Annotated in this window: 19 protein-coding genes; 3 read left to right on the top strand and 16 right to left on the bottom strand. The window is 33.5% G+C overall.

Annotation, left to right across the window (positions count from 1 at the left end; genetic code table 11):
* Positions 1-3 precede the first annotated feature (3 nt).
* The 9 genes from ACJ6WR_RS04805 to ACJ6WR_RS04765 form a co-directional block, all read right to left on the bottom strand.
* Entirely contained in the window at positions 4-435 is a 432-nt protein-coding gene (locus ACJ6WR_RS04805; RefSeq protein ID WP_409417209.1) for a hypothetical protein, read from the bottom strand.
* Positions 428-1,741, bottom strand: coding sequence for a phosphatase PAP2/dual specificity phosphatase family protein (locus ACJ6WR_RS04800; protein WP_409417208.1), 1,314 nt, complete (start codon positions 1,739-1,741; stop codon positions 428-430). The genes ACJ6WR_RS04805 and ACJ6WR_RS04800 overlap by 8 nt, the downstream gene beginning before the upstream one ends.
* Entirely contained in the window at positions 1,725-2,489 is a 765-nt protein-coding gene (locus ACJ6WR_RS04795) for a hypothetical protein (protein ID WP_409417207.1), read from the bottom strand. Before ACJ6WR_RS04795 ends, ACJ6WR_RS04800 begins: the two co-directional genes overlap by 17 nt.
* A gap of 331 nt (positions 2,490-2,820) precedes the next feature.
* On the bottom strand, positions 2,821-4,593 hold the full coding sequence (locus ACJ6WR_RS04790; protein WP_409417206.1) for a bifunctional alpha/beta hydrolase/class I SAM-dependent methyltransferase: 1,773 nt from the start codon (positions 4,591-4,593) through the stop codon (positions 2,821-2,823).
* Positions 4,590-5,189, bottom strand: a complete 600-nt coding sequence (locus ACJ6WR_RS04785) for a CDP-alcohol phosphatidyltransferase family protein (protein ID WP_409417205.1) — start codon at positions 5,187-5,189, stop codon at positions 4,590-4,592. The genes ACJ6WR_RS04790 and ACJ6WR_RS04785 overlap by 4 nt, the downstream gene beginning before the upstream one ends.
* Positions 5,190-5,199: 10 nt before the next feature.
* On the bottom strand, positions 5,200-5,832 hold the full coding sequence (locus tag ACJ6WR_RS04780; RefSeq protein WP_409417204.1) for a lysophospholipid acyltransferase family protein: 633 nt from the start codon (positions 5,830-5,832) through the stop codon (positions 5,200-5,202).
* Positions 5,832-6,803: a phosphatidate cytidylyltransferase gene (locus tag ACJ6WR_RS04775; RefSeq protein WP_409417203.1), complete on the bottom strand. Its 972-nt coding sequence runs from the start codon at positions 6,801-6,803 to the stop codon at positions 5,832-5,834. Before ACJ6WR_RS04775 ends, ACJ6WR_RS04780 begins: the two co-directional genes overlap by 1 nt.
* 740 nt (positions 6,804-7,543) lie before the next feature.
* On the bottom strand, positions 7,544-8,371 hold the full coding sequence (locus tag ACJ6WR_RS04770; RefSeq protein WP_409417202.1) for an NAD(P)H-binding protein: 828 nt from the start codon (positions 8,369-8,371) through the stop codon (positions 7,544-7,546).
* A gap of 101 nt (positions 8,372-8,472) precedes the next feature.
* Positions 8,473-9,936, bottom strand: a complete 1,464-nt coding sequence (locus tag ACJ6WR_RS04765; protein ID WP_409417201.1) for a PLP-dependent aminotransferase family protein — start codon at positions 9,934-9,936, stop codon at positions 8,473-8,475.
* Between the two features lie 172 nt (positions 9,937-10,108).
* Between ACJ6WR_RS04765 and ACJ6WR_RS04760 the strand changes: the two genes are divergently transcribed.
* From ACJ6WR_RS04760 to ACJ6WR_RS04750, 3 genes are all read left to right on the top strand, one after another.
* Positions 10,109-10,558 carry a GNAT family N-acetyltransferase gene (locus ACJ6WR_RS04760; RefSeq protein ID WP_409417200.1) on the top strand — a complete coding sequence of 150 codons (450 nt, stop codon included), beginning with the start codon at positions 10,109-10,111 and terminating at the stop codon, positions 10,556-10,558.
* A gap of 173 nt (positions 10,559-10,731) precedes the next feature.
* The gene (locus ACJ6WR_RS04755; protein ID WP_409417199.1) at positions 10,732-11,163 is read left to right on the top strand and encodes a DUF6326 family protein; all 432 of its coding nucleotides are present in this window, start codon (positions 10,732-10,734) and stop codon (positions 11,161-11,163) included.
* Between the two features lie 123 nt (positions 11,164-11,286).
* Positions 11,287-11,997: a DUF4386 domain-containing protein gene (locus ACJ6WR_RS04750; RefSeq protein WP_409417198.1), complete on the top strand. Its 711-nt coding sequence runs from the start codon at positions 11,287-11,289 to the stop codon at positions 11,995-11,997.
* A 449-nt stretch (positions 11,998-12,446) separates the two neighbouring features.
* Here ACJ6WR_RS04750 and ACJ6WR_RS04745 read toward each other — a convergent pair whose 3' ends face one another.
* The 7 genes from ACJ6WR_RS04745 to ACJ6WR_RS04715 all read right to left on the bottom strand — a co-directional run bounded on the left by ACJ6WR_RS04745 (position 12,447) and on the right by ACJ6WR_RS04715 (position 21,742).
* Entirely contained in the window at positions 12,447-12,878 is a 432-nt protein-coding gene (locus ACJ6WR_RS04745; protein WP_409417197.1) for a hypothetical protein, read from the bottom strand.
* Positions 12,879-12,882: 4 nt separating this feature from the next.
* Positions 12,883-13,971: an efflux RND transporter periplasmic adaptor subunit gene (locus tag ACJ6WR_RS04740; RefSeq protein ID WP_409417196.1), complete on the bottom strand. Its 1,089-nt coding sequence runs from the start codon at positions 13,969-13,971 to the stop codon at positions 12,883-12,885.
* Positions 13,972-13,978: 7 nt separating this feature from the next.
* Positions 13,979-17,128 carry an efflux RND transporter permease subunit gene (locus ACJ6WR_RS04735; RefSeq protein ID WP_409417195.1) on the bottom strand — a complete coding sequence of 1,050 codons (3,150 nt, stop codon included), beginning with the start codon at positions 17,126-17,128 and terminating at the stop codon, positions 13,979-13,981.
* Between the two features lie 10 nt (positions 17,129-17,138).
* The gene (locus ACJ6WR_RS04730; RefSeq protein WP_409417194.1) at positions 17,139-18,524 is read right to left on the bottom strand and encodes a TolC family protein; all 1,386 of its coding nucleotides are present in this window, start codon (positions 18,522-18,524) and stop codon (positions 17,139-17,141) included.
* A 78-nt stretch (positions 18,525-18,602) separates the two neighbouring features.
* Positions 18,603-19,010 (bottom strand): HYC_CC_PP family protein, encoded by a 408-nt coding sequence (locus tag ACJ6WR_RS04725; RefSeq protein ID WP_409417193.1) that lies wholly within the window; start codon positions 19,008-19,010, stop codon positions 18,603-18,605.
* Between the two features lie 506 nt (positions 19,011-19,516).
* Entirely contained in the window at positions 19,517-20,470 is a 954-nt protein-coding gene (locus tag ACJ6WR_RS04720) for a T9SS C-terminal target domain-containing protein (protein WP_409417192.1), read from the bottom strand.
* Between the two features lie 822 nt (positions 20,471-21,292).
* Entirely contained in the window at positions 21,293-21,742 is a 450-nt protein-coding gene (locus ACJ6WR_RS04715) for a hypothetical protein (protein WP_409417191.1), read from the bottom strand.
* Positions 21,743-22,056 lie beyond the last annotated feature (314 nt).

Raw genomic sequence — 22,056 nt, 5'->3', positions numbered from 1 at the left:
GGACTAATTATTAGATGCAAAAAATAAAAAGTATATAAAAATTCCCAAAAAACAGATTAGGTGTAAAGCTAAAAAAAGGAAAAAAACCTTTGCTAATTTATAACACGACTTAATACGTATTTTTAAAGTTTTATTTTGAATTTTCTTGCGAAATAAAAGATAAATACTTTTATCTATATCTGATAATTCAAAATTTCCAGTTCCTATATTTTTTAAAAGTTGGGAATCAAAATAGATGTGCCATGCTCTAAAGCCTAGCAGTAAACCTGTAAATAAAAAAAACAATAATAGTAAATTTTCTAATGAGTTTAAATCATGGTTTTGGGCTAGTAAAAAAACAATTGGAATTGTTAAAAAGACTATCAGTCCGAGTATACTGATACTTTTTAGTGTTACTGATGCAACTTGACTCTCTCTGCGTTCTTCTTCAATCATTTTTTATTTTTTTAGAATAAATTTCCAATAGTTTTTCATGTTTGTCTGACAAATTGAATGGATAATTGTTTTGATTAAAGAAATTAAAGCCTTCTTTGACCGTTTTTATTTTGTCAGTATATAATAACCAAGCAAAAACGACAGTTGTACTTCGTGACATCCCTAATGCACAATGTATAAAGACAGTATTGTTGTTTTTGATTAAATGATTTAATTTTTCTACACTAATAGTTAATTCATCTATTGTAGGAGACACTAAATCAATAAGTGAGTGACTTATGTAGTTTTGAGTTTTATTTTGAGCTCTTTTATATTCTGAGCAAACATCAAAAATAGCATCAAAGTTATGTACTTTACTCATCCAAAAAGCACCCAAGTATAGTTTGTCGGTTATTTTTTGTGGCGATTGATAAGATTTGAAAAATATGCTTCTAATAAAGCGTGATATCCAACGGTATGGGAAAAATAAAATGTTGGCAGCAAAAGTAAATGTACCATTTTCGTTTTTTTGAAAAACAACCGGACCTAGACCTAAATATCCCAGACCGATAAAAATTAAGGAAAACCCAATCCAAATAATAATTAGTCCAATATAAATAGGAGGTAAAAATGCTAAAACAAGAAATAAAACACCAACTATTAAATGTATTATAGATAAGGATATTGATCTTACTTCTTGCCATTTCCAGTAATGCACTTTTGACAACGGAAATAGATAACAAATAATTATACCTGTTAATAGCCCAGCTGGTATATCTATAAAATGATGTTGGAAAGTTGTTAATACCGAAATACCAATTAAAAAACACCAAATATTCCAAATAATTTTGCCTTTTTTGCCCAAATGTGGTAAATAGATTCTCCATAAAATTACCAGCAAGATGATATGTAGGGAAGGGGATTGATTAAATGGTTTATCAAATCCCATTAACGCATCAAATAACACTTTCCAAATACCAGAGCATTCTGGTCTTGGAGTAGAAAAAGTTAAAGGAAACCAACAAAAAAACAAAACGGCAATAGGTGTAGCAACCAATAGGCGCATAGCATGTTGGCGTTGTATAAACTTAGTCATTGGTAAAAATAAAGAAAGACCGTATAGCAAATCGATACTCCAATAAGGAAATATGGTGGATGGTAAAAAGGGGATGTATTTTTCCCAATCATAAACAATTTCTCCAACACTTTCTTTAGGTAATGATGCAGCATAATTATTTGCCCAACCATATAGGATGAAGAATAATGGAGCTAATAGTGCAAGCCATAAAAAACCGTTACGCCACTGTATTTTATCTTGTTCCGTCATTTTCTAATTTAACTTTAAATATGGTATCAATAATGTCATTTGGATTGTCTTTTTTAAAAAGTATTTTATTCTTTAATTTTAAAACTTTTTTTGTAAGCGTACTAGGCATGCTGTCTATCATAGTATTTACTTCTACAAAATCTATTTCGCCTGTAGATAGATTGTAATCCATGCCTGACTGTCCGCCAGCACCCATATTATAAGTACTGATAGTAGCAAGAACTAATTGATTGTTTAGGAGATTATATGTAGTTTCCTTATTACCATTTGGTCCGATGCTAGACATAGAAAAAGTTAATTGGTGGCTATATATGGATACATCTTCTGAATCATAAATCCTATAATCATCTACGGTGTATTCTGGACCAATAGCTACCCAAGAAATTTCATTGAGCTTGTATCCTCCATCAGGTTGTTTGATAAGTACCAATGTTGGGCGACTACTTGTTTTGTCGTTCTCATCTTGTAATACAATTGCAATGTCTTTTAATTTGTCATTATCTAAAAAACCTTCGGCTTCATATTGAATTTTATAAGGTGGTTTAACAAAATCAGTAATATGCTTTCCAGTTTCAGGAAATTGATTTATAGGACTATTCTCTATTTCAGTTGTTTCTTTTTTTGTTACTTCTTGATTAGGATTTTTTTTCCCTTTTGGTTCTTGCTTACAAGAAAAAAGTAAAAAAAATGTTGAAAGAAAGAGAAGTAAAAAAGGATAGTTGGATATTGGTAACTTGGTAGTATTCATCAATGTAAAATGAGTATAAGGAAAAGTACAATACAAAGAGGAATCCCTAAATTAATTAAAAACTTTTGCCATCGAAAAGCTTTTAATGCTATTAAAATTATTAAATCAAGGATTGATAAAAAAATAATCAGTGGTAAACCTATAAAACCAAAAACTAATAAACCTGGAGGCCCAAGACAAGAACGACTATTTACATCAATAAATAATATACTATGTAAGATGAAAATAAATAGTATAATTAATACTGTTATAGATCGGGTTGCAAAATGCGATTCGTTGTCGGTATATTTTTCTAAAATTGTCATTTTATAGGTTTACTAAGTGGTATTCTTTATTTTTTTAAAGCTACAGATACTGTAAAAATTCCCCATTGATCTTGTAGCTGCTCTATTTTTTCAAACCCTGCATTTGTGACTAATTGATCCATCTCGGCCTGAGTTCTTCTACGCATAACCCAACGCCCTTTTCCTTGATGATTATTTAAAGTTCTGGCAATTAATTCAACTTGAGGATGCCAAGGCTGATTGGTATATATTAAATATCCTCCCGGTTCAATTACTTTGCTTAGTCCGCTTAAAGAAGCTTTTAATAAGTTATTGTCCGAAAACAACTCATAAACCCCAGAAACTACACTTATACTCGGTTTTGGGGTAACATTTGCAATGCTATCTTCATTAAACGCATCTGCATTTTTAAATTCTGCAAATTCTGTTAATTTTCTTTCTGCTATCATTTCCGAACCAGCCTTGACATTTATATCGCTGTAATCTCTCAATAAAACAGAAGTTACTTTGGATTGGTGAGGAACTATTGCATCAAGAATGTATCTACCATGACCAGAAGCAATGTCCATTATTCGGATCGGTTTGTTTTGGGCATGTAGTATCTCGATATATTTGCCAATTAATTTTTCTAAATTTTGTTTTCGAACACGGATTCCTCTCCATCCAATGGCATCTAGATACCCTCTGTCGATAATTTTTCCTAAGCCAATTGCTTTATAAAAACCTAAACCTTGCGCTTTATTTAAATAAACATAATCAAGGGAACTTCCAGAATCAAATCCAGTTTCAACGCCTTTTTTTATTCCTTTAGAAGCTCTTTTCCCAATTAAGTTCATTGACGTACGGGTTAAAGAAAAATTTATTTCATTGATAAAAGAAGATGCTTTTGGTTTTAATAATTCCTGATATTCATTAAAAGTATATCCTTTTTTATCTGCATCTAATAGATTGACTTTAGAAGAACTTGTTTCTACTTTTTGTATGAATTTGCGAATTAAATCGAAAGCTTTTTCTCTATCTAGTTCACCTAAAGCATCATGGAAAAATCCTTCTAAAACGTGTTTCTCTTTTAAGGTAGCACTTAAGCCGTCGAAGAATTGATGTTGTGGTTTATCTCTTACTACGGCATCTTTTCCGGAGATTAATAACTGTGTAGGAACAATTATTGCTCCCGAATCGGCAATAATCCTATCGGAAACTGTATACAAATCGAGTAAAACATTCGAGGCGATTGGTAATGCTACTAAAGGATCAGTATGATACGATGCTATACGTTCTGGATCATGGGTTAATTGCTTGCCTTTTACATACGATTTTACAAAAAATTCACCAAAAAGCTTTTGATACAATGCAATTCCTTGCTTTGCCCCAGGAACAATTAGGTCAACGCTAAAAGCTGGAGAAGCTAGTATTAGGGCTTTTATTTTTGGAGCATAATCATGTACCCATGTAGCAGCAATTACGGCACCAACACTTTGGGCGATTACTATAATATTCTCAATCGGGATACCATGTTGGGTATTTATATGCTTTATAAAAATATCTAAGTCTTGAACCCAGGTCATAAAACTTGGCGCATAACCTCTAGGGCCTTCTGTACGTCCGCAACCCCTTACATCCCATGCAAAAAATGGGGTGTCGTCCATTTTTAATTCATTTACAACGTGCTCAATTCTTCCAGAATGTTCATGTCCACGATGAAGTAATACTATAACTCTATCGGCAGGTTGCGCAGTTGTTTCTTTCCAGTTTCTATAAAAAATTACTTGTCCATCATGACTAGTAAAGGTGTGTTCTGTTGCTTGTCTTTTGATATTCATATCGTTAATGATTTTTTTAGTCTTATAAATGTACTTAGGCTTACTAATAGTATTAAGCAGAGAAAAATATAGGGTGAGAATGAAAAATGATTAAAACCAAAAAACGATAATAATCCGTAGAGACCAATCATAAACGCTCGGTCACTTTTGCCCATTGGTCCATCGTAGCGTCTTTCGCTAGAAACTACCTTGGCAAGGATTCCAGCAAATTCGTTGATAATACTTAAGCAAATGAAAATTACAATAAAGTATAAAGAATTAGGTTCATATTTTATTAATGGTAAAAAGAGAACAACATCTGAAATCACATCACCTAATTCGTTTAAAATTTCGCCTAATTTTGATTGCTGGCTATAAATCCTTGCCATCATTCCATCAAGTGCATTTAATGCCATTCTAACAAATAGACCAATGGGAAGCGCTAAGAAAAAATAACTGTTGGAATCTGCAAACCAAAAAAATGCAGCAATTAAAAAAGACCAAAAAACAGAAGCCATTGTAATCTGATTTGCTGTAACTCCTTTTGAGTGCAAAAACTCTAAAACGGGTTTTAATAATGCTTGAAACTTAGGTTTCAATTTATAGATTGAAATCATATTATTTTTATTAGTCTTTTAGTTTTAATTCTTCAATTTCATTTTTCATTTGTTCCAAAATGACATCTACTTTTAGACTTGAAATTTTATTAGGTAATCCATATAATATGGCACTTTCGTGAGGAACAATTAAGCTATCGCCTTTGGGCATGGCTTTACCCATTGCCTTAAGATAAATAGGAACATAGGGTATATGAGGATTCTCGATTAATATTAATGCAACACCTGCTTTAAATTCTTTAGGTAAATTAGGTTCGCCACGTGTACCTTCGGGGAAAATAATCAAAGAGTATCCATCTTTAAGTGCTTTGTTCATTTTATAAATAGGATCGTTTTCAGGATTCTCTTTATCTGATTTTCTTTGGATAAGTAATGCATTTATAAAATAATTGCTTAACCATGCCTGCCATTTGGTTTTACCAAAATGATCTTGTGCCGCAACGGGTTTTACATTATGTAATATTGATTTTGGGAGCGAAGCCATTATTGACATTGCATCAAGATGGCTATTATGATTTGCAATAAGAATAAATTGCTTTTCATTTTTTAAGAAACTCGGTTTCGTGAATTTTACTCCGACAATAATTTTTAGAAAATTGCGGACTATGACTGAGTAACAGACTATGAGTACTATCTTTTTCATTAAAATGCCCAATAATAAACTAAGTGAAAGAAAATAGGAGCAGTATAAGTCAGAGAGTCTAATCGGTCTAAAATCCCACCATGACCTGGGATGCTAGTTCCAGTGTCTTTTACACCCAAATCTCTTTTTACTGCTGACATTACGATATCTCCAAAAAAGCCTGAACATGCAATTATAAAACTTGCCAAAATAACTTGCCAATCTAATAAAGGAGTTAAGAAGCCTAGAAAATATCCTATTATTGTAGTACTAATTACACCCCCAATAAAACCTTCCCAAGTTTTATTTGGGCTTACGCTTGGTGTTATTTTATGTTTACCTAGTAGTTTGCCCCAAATAAATTGTAGGACATCATTGATTTCGGTAACAAAAACTAAAAACAATAATAGACCTTGACCTCCATTTTTAAAATTTGGAATATCTGTAGGTAATGCTAGAAAGTATGCTAAGTGACTAATTCCAAAGACAGTAAGCATTAGCGCCCACTGTATTGATGCCATTGATTTTATTATTCCCTTTGTTTCGCCTATGATTACTAAGCGTACAGGAATAAATAAAAACATATATACCGGAATAAAAATGATGAACAACATATACCAACCAATATAAGCCAAGTAATATTGGATAGGGATTGCTAGAAAAGCCCAAAATATGGCTCTTCTGTCTGAGTCTCTAAAACCTAAAATAGAATATAGTTCTCTAAACGCAATAAAAGAAAGTAACCCGATTGCAGGAAATGTTATTTCTCTATCTAAGAGTGCAGAGCAAACAAAAAAAACGACCATTAACCACCAAGAATTAGTCCGTGATTTTAACTCGGCTAAATTTGCTTGGGGTTTTAATTTGCCCCAAATAAAAAAGAGCAAGGATGCAAAAGTTAAAAGCGAAAATATAATTATAACGACCTGTAAAATATCAGGTTTGGTAAATAAATCCAAATTTGAGATAAACTCAATAAATTTTTCTTTCATAGTTTTTTAATAATCTGCTAAAGGGTAAAGAGTAATTGATTATATGCTTTTTAAGGGTGCATATAATAACAATTTTGTAAATGTTTAAAAATCATAATGCTCTTTTGTGGTATTTAGCGAATTATGATTGCAGTGAAATTTTTTTTCGCAAACTATTCTTATGATATATAACGAAGAGTGAGTGTGAAAAAATTATTGGCGAAAGTATGAATAAGATTGTTAATGCACAAGGGCTGATAAGTTTTAAAAGCATTGTAATAAGGTTTAATTTTTGATATGAATATAAATTAAAAAGTATATAAATTACGTTTTTGATTTAAATGTAATGTATTGTTTGTTAGGAAACTATTTTTTGATTTGGATTGCTTGCTAGTAAATTGTAAAAATAAAAGGGAAGTTTCTTTTTGCTACGACAGTTAATTCGTAGAAATCTTTAGCTTTTTTTTTAGTTACCTAGAAATATGTTGAGAGGATAGGTTTTGAAGCAAACAAAAAAAGATAGCTTTAGACTATTGTGTGGACGGAAATATTATAAATAAATTTTGAACACGAATTGTACGAATTTGCACGAATTGACACGAATTAGTTTGTGAAATTAATTCCACAAACTAATTCGTGTCAATTCGTGCAATTCGTGTTTACTTCTTGTAGTTATGTCCAGACGGTACCACTTTAGATTATCTTTTAGATTGGGTTTTCATCTGTTTATTCTTCTGGAAATAGATGTATTTATTAAATTCTTATGTATTCCAAACACCAGTTTTGGATGTTAACTGCGCATAGGTAGTAAAATCTTTTGGTTTTCTGCCAAGGACTTTTTCTATATCATTGGTGACACTTGAATTTCTTCCGTCGAGTACTTGCTCAAAAAGATAATTTACTAACCAAATATAATCTTCAGGTAATTGATACTCTTGCAACATTTGATTGTATTGTTCTAAAGTCAAAGCTTCAAAAGTAATATTTCTATTTGTTGCTTTGGCAATTTCAGCGACAGCCTGCTCAAATGTTAGTAGTTGCGGACCTGTAAGCTCATAGGTTTGTCCGTTGTGGATATCGTGCAAAAGAGATTCAACTACCACATCGGCAATGTCATCTGCATCTGTAAATGGTTCTAGTGTTTCGGCTCTAGGTAAAGCTACAACTCCTGAGAGAATAGGTTCTAGAAAGAAACTCTCACTAAAGTTTTGATTAAACCAACTTGCTCTTATAATTGTCCAATGTTTGGCAGTCGTTTTTACAATTTCTTCACAAATTTGGGCTTCTTTTTCTCCTCTGCCAGATAATAAAACCATTTTTTGCACACCATTTTGTACTGCCAATTTGGTAAATCTCCTAATTGTATCTTCTGCCGAGGGAATGGCTAAATCTGGTTGAAAAGTAATATAAACTGAATCGATGTCTTTAATAACATCTGCCCATGATTCGGGATTTTCCCAATCGAAAGATATTTTTTCGTTTCGTGAACCCAAGCGAGTTTCTACGTTAGTTATCTTTTTTAATCTTTCGACTACTCTGCGACCTGTTTTTCCTGTTGCACCAAGTATTAAAATTTTCTTTGTGTTCATATCAATATTTTTTTAAGTGAATACTGATACAAAGGTGTTTGTATTATGACTAAATCATTTGTCTTAAAAGAACTAAGATTTGTTTGAAAAGAATTGTTGGTTTATTTTAATTCCTTAAAAACGTCTCCCATGATTTTTAACCCTTCAATAAGTTCTTCTTTATTTAAAGAACCATAACCAAGTCTGATGCAATTAGAAGGTTGATTATCTAAATAGAAACTATTAGGAGGTACAATTTGAACTCCTTTTTGCTCCAGTAGTGCAATATATTGGATGAGGTTTATTGGCTCATTAAATTTTATCCAAAAAGCCAATCCTCCTGCAGGTTTATTAAAACTAATAGCGTCTCCAAAATTTTCATGCAAAGATGCTTCCATTATGTCACGTCTTTCTTTGTAAATCGCTACAACTTTACGAGAATGCCTTTTGATAGTTCCATCTTCCATTAATTCGGCTATGGCGTGTTCCAAGATAGTATCTCCTTGGCGGTCTATTTGTACACGGAGGTTTACCAAAGAATCCATAAAAGCTGCTGGTCCTGTTACGTAACCTACGCGTATAGCTGGTGCTAAGAGTTTACTTAACGAACTAATATAAATAACATTATCTGATTTTTCATTACTTGCCAATGCTAGATTATTTCCTATTCCAAAATGGTATTCGTGGTCATAATCATCTTCGATTATGGCAAAATTATATTTTAAGGAAAGTTCGAGTAATTGTATTCTTCGTCCCGCTTTCATAGTAATCGTGGTGGGAAATTGATGATGTGGCGTAACGTATACTGCTTTGATTTTTGTCTTACGACATAACTCTTCAAGAGCTTTAACATTGATTCGATCTTTGTCTATTTCTACAGTTTTTATAATAGCTCCTGTTTCGCGGAATATCTTTTGTACGGCATAATATCCGGGATTTTCGACAACTACTGTATCGCCAGGTTTAATAAGAACTTTGGCAACAAGATATATTCCCATCTGGCTTCCACGGGTTACACAAATGTTATCAGGATTTACATTAAGTCCTCTATCACGAGAAAGCATTACGGAGAGCATTTCCCGGAGTTTATAATCTCCTTTTTCGCTGCTATACCCTAGTAATCCCCATTTTCCTTTGCGTTGAAAGATACGTTTGTATGCTCTCGATAACTCGTTGAGCGGGACAAGTCGTGTATCTGGACCTCCTTCATTAAAAACAATTCGGCTTCCTTCGAGGGCATGGTCGGTAAGATAAAAAGGGTTGTAATGAATATGTTCAAAAGTGCTTGTCTTTTTTGAAGGAGTGGTTTGGTGTTTCTTTATTAACGGTAGATTCTGGGATATATAGGTTCCGGATTTGTGTTTGCTCTCCAGCCAGCCTTCTTCGATAAGTGCTTCGTAAGCAAAAACAACCGTTTTTCGGTTTACTCCAATATCTTCGGCCAAGACTCTGCTGCCTGGTAAAGGTGTTCCTCTTTCTAGTCTTCCTTTAATAATTTCTTTTCGGATTACTTCGCTTATTTGTTCTACTAAGGTTTGGTCAGAATTAAACGAAATATTAAAAATAGTCTTCCAGGTTCTTAGCATCGTTTCTTTTATTTATTAAAAAAAGGAATGGTCTTTTGGTTCAAAATTAGCTTTTTTATGGTTATTGCGTAATTATATCTGGACCTATTTATTTGTAAAAACTGGATTAATTAAATACTCCTGTAATAAATGATATTTGCTCTTTTATAAATCATTAATAAAATTTTAAATTATGAAACACATTGAAATTGCTACGTTAGACCATTTGGATGAATTTGCAGAATTATTTAATAGTTATCGTGTTTTTTATAGACAAGAATCGAATGTCGAAATAGGGAAAGCTTTTCTTAAAGAACGAATTAGTAATAATGAAACGACTACATTTTTAATCAAAGCCGATGGTAAGTTTGTAGGTTTTGCACAATTGTACTCTTTATATCATTATAAGGCATTACAACGACAATGGTTGTTGAGTGATTTATTTGTTGCACCCGATTTTCGTGGTAGAGGTTTTTCTAAAGATTTAATCGATAGATGTAAGCAATTTTGTGATGAAACTGATGCTTGTGGTTTATTATTGGAAACCGAAAAGACAAATGAAATTGGTAATATTTTGTATCCTAAATGTGGTTTCGAATTAGACCAAGACCATAACTATTATAATTGGTGGAAGAATGCTTAATAAACGTGTTGTATATAACATGTAAGTATAAAATGAGCTGTCTCTGAATAATTGGAGCAGCTCTTTTTGTATTTGTCATATTTTAGAAACTTAAAATTTTCTTAAAAAAATAAAAATATCAATGTAACATAATGAGCTTAACCTCGTCATACTAAATAGATAAAGTGTTTATTATGAATGCAAAAGAGATTAATACTAGCAGATTTGAAGATTTTAAGGTAAATGTGAGAATCAAACTTTCGGCTTTATGGGCTTCGGTTATGTTTTGTTATATATATGGGGATTATTTTTCTCTTTATGTTCCTAACAAAATTCAGGGTTTTGTAAGTGGCGAAAATATGCTCGATTCTCCGATAAAATTGTTTGCAGCAACGATACTTATGGTAATTCCATCTTTGATGATTTTTTTGTCAATACTATTAAAACCTAAACTAGCCAGATTACTAAATATAATTTTTGGGATTATATATACTGCAATTATGTTATTAATTGCAGCAACTACACTTGCTCCGTGGTGGGCTTTTTATGTTTTTTTGGCTTTGGTAGAAAGTGTGATTACGGTAGTAATTGTTTGGCAGGCGTATAAGTGGCCTAGATTGATATAATTTGCAGATTAGACCTAACAGTCCCGAAGCTTCGGGACTGTTAGGTCTTCTTAAATTAAATATCTCCAAGGTCAAAAAAAAGACCTTGCAGGATGAAGATTAATTAAGATAAATAAAGAAATAATGGAAAATCAGATAGAAGTTTCGAATAAGAAAATGGCAAGAATTGCAGGTTTATTGTATCTCGTTGTTGTCTTAACTGGGATAATTAGCTTGGCTTATATTCCGTCAAAATTGATTGTTTGGGATAATGCTGCGACAACTTTTAATAACATTGTAAATTCTCAATTCCTTTTTAGGCTTGGGATTGTGAGTGGTTTAATATGTTATACTTTCTTTGTATTTCTTCCTCTTGCTTTATACAGATTACTCAAATCGGTTAATAAGGTTTACGCTCAAGCGATGGTTGTTTTAGCGGTTGTAAGTGTACCAATATCTTTTGTAAATATGCTTAATAAGTTTGCTGTACTCTCGCTGGTTAGTGATGCAAGTCTTCAGAAAGTATATACAAATGAGCAATTACAAAATCAGGTCTTGTTTTATCTTAATCAATATGATTATGGGAATTTAATCGTTCAGATTTTCTGGGGTTTGTGGTTGTTTCCTTTTGGTTATTTGGTTTATAAATCAGGGTTTTTACCTAGAATTTTAGGCATTTTTTTGATGTTGGGTTGCTTTAGTTATCTTATAAATTTTTTAGGTTTCTCTTTATTGTCTAATTACGCTGAGTTTGGAATTTCTTCTATCGTAAGATTGCCGGCAAGTATTGGCGAAATAGGAACTTGTTTGTGGCTATTGATAATGGGAGCAAAGAATAAACCTGTAGTTAATTAATAAAAATGATTTTTGGTTAACGATTTTTGATTCCTTTTGCTGGCGCGAGCGTCCCGCTCGTGAACACAATCAAAATTAGGTTTGTATTTATCTATGCTTTGTAGATTTTAATATTGTTGTTTAGCTTCATGTTCACGAGCGGGACGCTCGCGCTAGCTTGTGATTAATGAAAAATGAGTAAGATTTTTGATTAACAATTTTTGATTAACAATTTTTGATTTCAGAAGTATGAAACCTTTAATGCCAAATGTATTAGCCCAGATAGTAACGGCATCCTTTTCTTTGTTTCTTTAACAAAGAAAAGATAGAGTGTCCCGATAGCTATCGGGAAGCTAGGCATAAGCGAAGCGAACCGACGAAGTAAATAGCTCCTTAAAATGATACTTTATAAAACAAAAAAATCCACTTTAGGGTTAGTAAAATGGATTTTAGTTTATAAACTTCAGAGATTAATTTTTGGTCTTTTCGTTGTCCTTCATAAACTTCTGGAAATTCTCTTCGGATGCAAAATAAGCGACATTTCCTTCTTCATTTAAAGAAACAATATATGCCGAGGCTTTATCAATTTTTTCTCCTGTAAATGGGTCTGTTACTTTGCGAACGCTTTCGTCGCTCGGAATACGTTCTACACACATGGCGCAACATCCGTAGTACATTTTACCATCATAGGGAACTTCCATTTGCTTTTTCTCCATGTGTTTGTCATTTACCATACATACCTCATCGTTGGGAACGTGTTTTGCTATGTTAGGAATATCTTGTTGCACTGGTATTTCTTGCGGAGTTTGTGCCGTGATTTGTTCTTTGGCTTCTTTGTCTTTGCAAGAAATTAATACGGCTGCAATTGCGGTTATAATTAGGTATTTACTATATGTTTTCATGATTTTATTTTTTAATTTTTGTTCCTTCTACAATTTCTTCGGTTGCTTTTAGGAGTATGTTATCGCCTTCGTTTAACTCACCAAATACTTCGATTTTATCCATTAACGGACGCCCTTTTGAAACGGGAATGTTTTTGGTCATTCCGTTTTCGATTCGGATTATGTACATGCCGATATTACTTTCGACCAAGGCTGTTTTTGGGATAAAAAATGTGGCTTCTTTTGCTTGCAACGGAATCATTGCTTCAACCACCATTAAGGGTTTTAGTTCTGGATATGTTTTCAATAAATCGGCTTCGATACGTTCGGAGCGGAGTTTGAAATCGAGGACTCCTGATTTTCGGGATATTTTAGCCATATACTTTTTCTGAGGAATAGAATTTACTTTGAAATGTATAGAATCTCCTAAGTTTAAAAAGGCTGTATTTGCTTCGGGAACTGATAGGGAAACTCTCAATTTCTTGTTATCCTGAAGTATTAATAAAGGTTTATCGGAACCTTTTCCCATTGGTCCAACATACGAGCCTAAATCGATGTTTCTTTCGGCAACGATTCCGCTAAAAGGTGCTCGAATTACCAGATAATCATTCATGATTTGTATTTCCTGATAAGCTGATTTAGCTGCTTCTAGTTGCGCTTGGTCGGCTAGTTTTCTTGCCGTAATCTGGTCTAAAGCATCTTTGGCAATTGCTCCTTTTGTTTCATTGGCTTTGAACATTCGGTCGTAATTGGATTTTGTCGCAATGTATATTGCTTCCTGCGCTTTCCACTTCGATTTTGCCGATGCTAATTGTGCCTGAATTTCGGGTGCTTCGAGTACAAGAATAACTTGCCCTTTGGTTACTACCGAGCCAATATCTACAGGAAGTTTCTTGACATAACTATTTACTTTGGCATAAATAGCCGTTTCCTGATCTGAAACTAATTCTCCGGCTAGTTTTAACTGAACCAGTGGATTACTTTTCTTGATGGATGTAGTTTCAAAATTTGGCATCATCATCATTGGCATTGCATCTGTTTTTTCGGCCTTTTTAGTTTCTGAATTGCAGGATGCAAATACAATTCCGATAAGGATATAATAGATTAGTTTCATCTGTATTTTATTTTTTTAATGTTATATAATGTGTACTGTTTTCGTCTTCAGGGTCTAATGATGGAGATTGTGTCGATGCTTTGCCTTGTATCCATACAAATACTAATGGTAATAATAGCAATACACTAAATGAGGATGCAATTAATCCGCCAATTACGGCTCTCCCTAATGGGGCAACCTGGTCGCCACCTTCGCCATGACCAATAGCCATTGGTAACATTCCTGCAATCATTGCCAGAGAAGTCATGATTATAGGGCGAATACGAAGTGATGCTGCCTGAATTGCTGAGCTTAACGCATTGCCGTTTTGCATGCGCAATGTTTCGGCATTACTTATTAATAATACGGCGTTGGCAATAGAAACTCCTACCGACATAATGATTCCCATATAAGATTGTAGGTTTAAGGTCGAGCCCGTAATTTTCATTAATAGCAACGAACCTAAGATTACAAACGGAACGGTTGTTAGGATTACAAACGAAACTTTGAACGATTGGAAGTTGGCTGCCAGCATCAAGAAGATAACCATAATGGCAATTAATAATCCCATTGCAAGGCTGCTCATGGTTTCATCCAGAACGGGAACCATCCCCGAGATTTGGATATTTACCCCTTTTGGTAATTCTCCTAAGGAAGCAATTGCAGCTTGTACATCTTTTTGAGCACGACCTAAATCGGCATTATGAATATTGGCTGTAACGGGAGTATAGCCCATAGTTCCTAAATTGTAACTTTCGCCCAAAACTTTTGTTGGTGTAATTGTGGCTACATCGCCAAGAACAGGTCGGTCGGAGTTTTTTCCTAGCGGAACATTAAGCAATTCGTCCTTGCTGTTTAATATGTTTTGTGGCGTTTGTACTTGTACATCGTAGGCAATTCCCATCATTCCGCCTACCCACATATTTTTGCTTGTATAACGAGAAGATGCTGTAATAGGAACCAATGAACGAGCAATATCCTGAGCGTCGATTCCTAATTGCGCAGCTCTTAATCTGTCGATATTAATTTCGAAAGCCGGATAGTTTAGCGATTGCGGAATTTGCTGGTCTCTTAAATAATCGATTTCTTTTAGTTTTACCAGTAATTTATTGGCATACATGATGTTCATTTTTTTCATCATTCCAGAGAAACGAACTTCGATAGGCGTATTGGTTCCTTGACTAAGAATTTTTTCTGTCAGCTCGATTGGTTCGAAAGAAAAGTGCAATTCGGGCATTTTAGCTTTCATGTGGTGACGGATTTTTTCTTTTAAGTCATTGGTGTTTCCGTCAAAATCTTTTAATGCGATTTGCATCAAAGCTTCGTGTGGTCCTGCATTGTATAAGTAAATAGGACTTACCGCAAATGAGGAGGGATGCTGACCAATAAATACCGAAGAAATTGCAATATGGTCTTTACCAATTACGGCTTCCATTTCGTGTAAAACCTGCTTGATTTTTAGCTCTGTTTTTTCGATACGAGTTCCTTCGGGCGCTTTTATACGTACCTGAAACTGACTCGAATTAACGGTTGGCAATACATCTTTTCCTGTATTGCTGTACATTATGAAAACTCCTAATGCTACTAAGACAAAACTCGCAATTAATATAGTTTTACGTTTTTCCATTATGGATTGCAAGAACGTTACAAAACGATTTTTAAATCTATCAAATTTGTCTTCTTCATGTACGTGGTTTTCGTCTTTGGCTTTCATTAACCAGTTTGCCATTACGGGAACAAAGGTTTGTGATAGGATAAATGACAATATCATCGAAAATCCTATGGCAAGAGCCAACGGCATAAATAGAGAACCAGGGATTCCTGTCATCATAAATGCGGGTGCAAATACAGCCAGAATACAAAGCAGAATCAATAGTTTAGGGAAGGCAATTTCGCGACAAGCATCCAAGATTGCTTTGGCTTTTGTTTTGCCCATTGCAAGATGTTGGTGGATGTTTTCGATAGTAACCGTACTTTCGTCAACCAGGATTCCTATAGCCAGAGCCAATCCTGATAAGGACATAATATTGATGCTTTGTCCGAATAATTTCAGGAATAATACGCCCGAAATAATCGAAATAGGAATCGTTAATACTACAATTAAAGCGGCTCTGTTATCACGCAAGAATAACAATACCATTAATCCGGTAAGTAAAGCTCCCAATACACCTTCGAGAATCAAACTTTTTACAGCATTGATAACATATACGGATTGGTCAAACTCATAAGAAATAGTAACATCATCCGGTAAATTATTCTGAATCATCGGGATGGCTTTCTTTAAATTTTTCACCACGTCCCAAGTCGAAGCATTACCCGATTTTGCAATATTGATATATACGGAACGCGCTCCGTTTATCAAGGCATAACCAGTTGTAATATCGGCTCCGTCTTTTACAGTTGCCACATCACGGATATAAACATTATCGACCGCACCTTTAAAAATTGGAATATTTCCAAAATCGGCAACTTCTTTAATTGTATTGTTTGTAGGCGTTAAATAATTAATATCATCAATGTAAATATTTCCCGATGGTGAGGTAATATTATTTCGACTTATGGCTTCTACAATTTGCTCAGGAGTTAATTGATGGGTACGTAATTTATTTGGGTCGATGTTTATTTCGATAGTTCTCGGGCTTCCGCCAAAAGGTGGTGCGGTGGTTAATCCCGGAATTTTAATCAAAAATGGTCGCGCCGTAAAGTTGGCAATATCCTGCAATTCATTATTGGTTTTTGAATTACTCTTGAAAACCAATTGTCCAACAGGTTGCGACGATGCATCAAATCTAATAATGAATGGAGGCGGAGCTCCCGGTGGTAAGAATACTTGGGAACGATTGGACAATGCATTGATTTCGGCAATAGCCTGACCCATATCTGTACCTTCGTAAAAGTTTATTTTCATTAAGGTTAATCCCTGAGTATTTTTAGTTTCGATGCTTTCGATTCCGCTCGTAAACAGCATCATATTTACATACATCTTTGTAAAATAACCTTCCATTTGTTGAGGTGTATATCCATTAAATGAATGGGCTATATACACGACAGGAAGATTCATATCTGGCAGAATATCTACCTTTATATCTTTGGTAGCTTTAATTCCGAAGAATAAAAGCCCTAGCACCATCACCATAATCGAGATGGGCTTGCGCAAGGCAAAACGTATTAAATTCATAATTTAGGCTTTAGTATATCGCGTTTAGTAAAATAGTCAGGTCACCCTTGGCAGCAGCTTTAATCCATAAGGCTTGCCAGATGTTGTTTTGCGCTATTTCATAGTCTATTTCGGCTCTGTTAAGCGTGTAGAAAGATTGTGTCAGGTCTACAATTGTCGTTAAGCCATTGTTGTATAATGCAGTATGTTGTTGGTATGCATCTGTGGCGGCTTTTACCTGAGTTTTGGTTTCTTCAAAATTTTCAAATGCATTTTTTAATTTGTCATCTGCCAATTTTTGTTGCGCCACAAGTTCCTGATTCATATAGTCATATTCTTTTTGCAAGGATTGCGTAATGAATTTTTGTTCTTTCTTTTTGGAAGACTGACGGTATAAATTCATCAAATTCCAACTGATACCTACACCAACAATATAATTGCTGCGGTCTATGCCAACACCATCTGAATACGATTTAGAGAAAGCTGAATTATCCTGTACATAATTCCAATCGAATCCTGAGCCACGCCCTTGTATTACGCCAAATGACGAAATAGTAGGAAGTCCAAGTGCCGATTGTAGTTTTTCTTGTTGTTTACTTTTTTGAACCGTACTATTTTGCCATTCCAGAATAGGATGTTTGCTCGTTTCAACCGAAGATTCAAGGAGTAGAGTAGGAGTCTTGTTGGTAAAAAGGCTGTCTAGTTCATATTTTCTATATTCTTCTCCCATCATAACTGCCAGTGCTTTGGAGTAATCGAGTTCTAAATCATAGGCTTTTATCACTGCCGATTTAGCATTGGCAACTTCGGCTTTCGCCAAAGAAAAATCGACTTCTGGAATCAAACCACTATTAGAACGGCTCTCGGTTGTTGTGGCAACAACTTGAGCGCGTTCCAGATTTTTATCCTGTACAAATTTTACACGTTGTGCAGCAAGTAGGTTTAAGTAAGCCGCACCAACTTTTACCTGATGTTGGAATTTTAGTTGTTCCAAATCTTTCTGAGCGACAGCTTCATCTGCTTTGGCTATGGAAACCTGGCTTTTTATTTTGCCAAACGTAAATAGGTTCCAATTGATGTTTGCTAAGTAAAGAGAGCCAAAAGCGGCATTCCAGTTTTGCTCTTGCAGAGGCATAGAGGTCGATGCAACGCCCAAACCGCCATAACCATATAAAGGTCCGTTTTGAGCATTGATAGTTCCATAACTTTGTTGTGCCATCAATGTGAAATCAGGTAAATACTGACTTTTTTGGTATATTACATTTTCTCTCGAAGCAAGTACTATTGCTTCTTTGGCTTTTATTTTTTCAAAATTCTGAACAGAACGTTCAAGAGCATTTGGTAATGTTACGGTCTGCGCCAAAAGATTTCCTGTAGCAAAACCGAAGAATACCAATGCAAAGAATTGCATTTTCATAAATTAAATATTTAAAATTAAACAATAGAAATCCCGTGCTATTCTTTGGAAACAGCACAGTTTATCAATTGAATAAAATCAAATTCGGTAAACGCAATAGTAAATGTAGAGTATTGTATTCCTTAAAGGAATCGTTGTAAATACGTATGAAAAACCAGTAGTTTTTACTTGTGGAAGTTCATAGCCAAATACAACTTTAAAGAAGTGAAAAGGCAAGGCGACTCCCAAGTATTTTAAAGAAGGATTGTCAGGGGAAGCTTTTTGAGCCTTTTCTGTTATTTTTAATAATTTAGTTTCATGTTTGCAGCAATCTTTAAGTATTTTTCCGTCTTTACGGTCGCATTTGGTGCAAGGTTGCCCTTCTTTATTGTTTGCAAAAAAGTAAGTTTCCTGTTTAATTCCTTTACAGATATGAGTATTTTGGGTAAAGCCAGATGTCAATACCAAGTAGAAAAAGGAGAGGAATAGGATTAATGCTTTTTTCATATCAGAGAACAAAGGTTGCTATCTTATTGGAAATGGTTGTTGCATAATTTTGGTAGATATTTGCAAGATTTACAAAATTTCATTTTACCGTTGAGTTTTTTTACCATTAAGAGATTAAGGAAAATTAAGTTTTAAGATGGGAATGCAGATTTAAAAAATTAACCGCAAAGGGCGCAATCCCGAAGCCTCGGGATACGCAAAGGTCGCAAAGTTTATAAATCTTTCTAATTCTTTTAATCTGTGGCGAGAAAAATTGATAGCGAAGAGTTCGTAAAGTTTCTCCCCAATATTCATTCCGAAGAATTGAGGAATCTCCGCAAGTAGCTCGATAATCTAGGACAAGTTTATGAGAATATAGAGTAAAAACAATATTGAGTATATACTCTATAAGCGTATTGTAAGTTTCGTGTTTTTAAAATATTAGAGAAGAGTAATAAATTTAAGTTTAGCTTAATGAAACTTAATATCTTAATGGTTCAATTTTTTATTTTAAAGTTTTTTTGAGATTATTGACCTAGATATGCACTCAAATCAACTCGATGAATTTGTTGAGGTACATTGAGTACAGGTTTTCTAACTAAAGATTCATTGGTTAAATAATAATGTAAACCATCTTCGGTTGCGATACCTTCAATTTGATGAAATGGTAATGCAAGTTTTATCTTTCGTTTATTACCCGATAGAAAATTATTGTTTTTATAATCGTACAAAAGATATAAAAAAGGCCTCCCAACTTTAGAATATCCACAAAGAACAACCAGTTTTTTGGATGGCAAATAAGTAGCGCCAGTTACTAATCCTTTTACGTCTAGGGTTTCTTTTAAACTGGCAATATGATTTCCAGGTGTATTGGGTAAAGCATAAATACTGGATTTAGAGCTCCTCCATTGTTTGGTAAACAAATAAATGCTGTTGTTTGTAACGATAAAAGCTTCACAATCAAAGTTGGTTTGGTTTGCCTTTTCTTGTGTGAAATCTGTTTGGTTGGAATAAGAAAACGAAATGGTATCGATGATAGGTTTTCCTGCCAGAAATGATTCTTTTTTGATTTTCAGAATATGTAAATTGGTTCTGTTTCCCTTATAATTATTCCCAAAATCGCCTATGTATATGTGTGTGCTGTCTTGCGAAATTTCCTCCCAGTCATTATTGACTACTTTCTCCAGTGCAATTTTCTTTTTAATCTCCCCTTGATGATTTAGTCCATAAATGCTCTTGTCATGGTCGTCATTATGTGTCCATAATAAAGAATTGAAAGCGATTAATCCTGAGGTTTCTTTGATAGAATCACTTATTTTTTTAGAATACTCAGGTTTTATTTTTACAGATTTGTAAACACAACTTCCGTTGTTCTGAGTAGCTTTTGGATTGTAGTTTTTAGACAGAGGATCTGTACAACCTAAGATTTGTCCATAAGTTGAAGTAATGCATGAAAAGAAAAGCAAAAGGGCTTTTTTCATTGAGGTGAATTGTGATTATCAAAAGTAGGGGAATATTTTTTGATTGTTGGTATTATAAATTTTAAAACAAAAAACTCACACTTGCGAGTTCTTTGTTTCTTGGCTTGCTTTGTTTTCAGTTGTTTGTGGATGAGAGCTTTAACTTACTACTCAGTTTTCTTAAATAAGGCTAGGTACTATCTGGTACTGCATTGGATAAAACTCACAGTCTTTATTCGTATGCTCATACCAGCAGTTGAAAGAATGATTTTAGGGTATTCCTTAATCAGCGTATATGTCTTTCCAGGATCTGCGGACGCACGATATATAGAAAAGGGAGGTCTTTTATATATTTTTATTTATAAAAATAAAATATCTCTAGAACTATCGGTTGCAAAAAACTAAAATTTTAATTAGTATTTACTAAATCTCTTCCAGCCAAAAAAAAATGGACGAGACTTATTAAATAAAAACTACTACCAATTATTTTTTTAAGTCAGAATAAGCTCTTTTACTTTTGGCGTGTTCTATCTCTATGGGCACAGAAAAACTTTATACACTATGATTGTGCATATTCGAGTGGTCGGGACAACACCTAAACATCAAACATTCTTAAAAGCATAACATCATCAACAAGTCCTTTTAACCCGAATAATAAATGATTATTACTATAAATATACTAAACTCTCAGTATTATTAGAATTATAATCTCTACTCATTTTTCTTTAATCTATAGCTAATTGACTCTTACTACACCAAAGGGTTTGTGCGGAAGTACATTATATAGTATTTACATATAAGTTGATCTCGGATAATTGATTTAAATTTTGATGTTTTCAAATTTTATTTCCCATTGATTTCAATTTGAACATTTAATTGAGATAATGTTCTTTCTATACTCTTATAATGACTGAACATAAGATTTTGACCAAAATGTTCTGTTTCATCAATAATTTTCCTTTCTTTTCTAGGTATCTTTTTTCTCAACAGCTCCCAATAAATTTCTCCCGAAGAAAGATTTGTTTTTTTCTCACGTAGCATATAATCAAATTCTCTGGAATCTAACATTTCGTCAAATTCTTTTAAAACTTTGTAGACTAATAATATATATAAGTATCTTAATTGTCTTGTAAAAAAAGTCTTTTTTACCATTTCTCCAAAAGAAGAATAAGCCGATGATTCATATAGTACTTTTTCTAACTCTGCTATTGCATATTTATAATAAATATGCTTATCCTTAAAATAAGCATAAAAATCCTCTTCCTCAGAATATCTACCTATGGAAAGATTCATTTGTCTAAATAAGATTGTTATCAGTTTAAACAATGGTGAATTTATTTTTAACATCTTTAATAATTAAAATTTCACATAAAAATTAGTATCAATTACAAAGCAATAAGCTATATTTGAATTATTACTTATTTGAAAAGTAATCATTTCTCCATCTTTAACAATCGTGTTTAGAATTTTAAAATTCAGATGAGATTGTGGTTTTACTTGACTATAAATAGGTAAGTAAAATAAAAAGATTATTAATAAAAAGAGCTTTTTCATTGTTGGGAATTCTTATTTATCAAAAGTAAAGGAATGTTTTTAGCTTTTCGCCT

This window comes from Flavobacterium sp. PS2, from assembly GCF_046250155.1.
Classification (GTDB): domain Bacteria; phylum Bacteroidota; class Bacteroidia; order Flavobacteriales; family Flavobacteriaceae; genus Flavobacterium.
The sequence above is the reverse complement of the archived record's forward strand: the minus strand, read 5'-3'. Positions and strand labels throughout refer to the sequence as shown.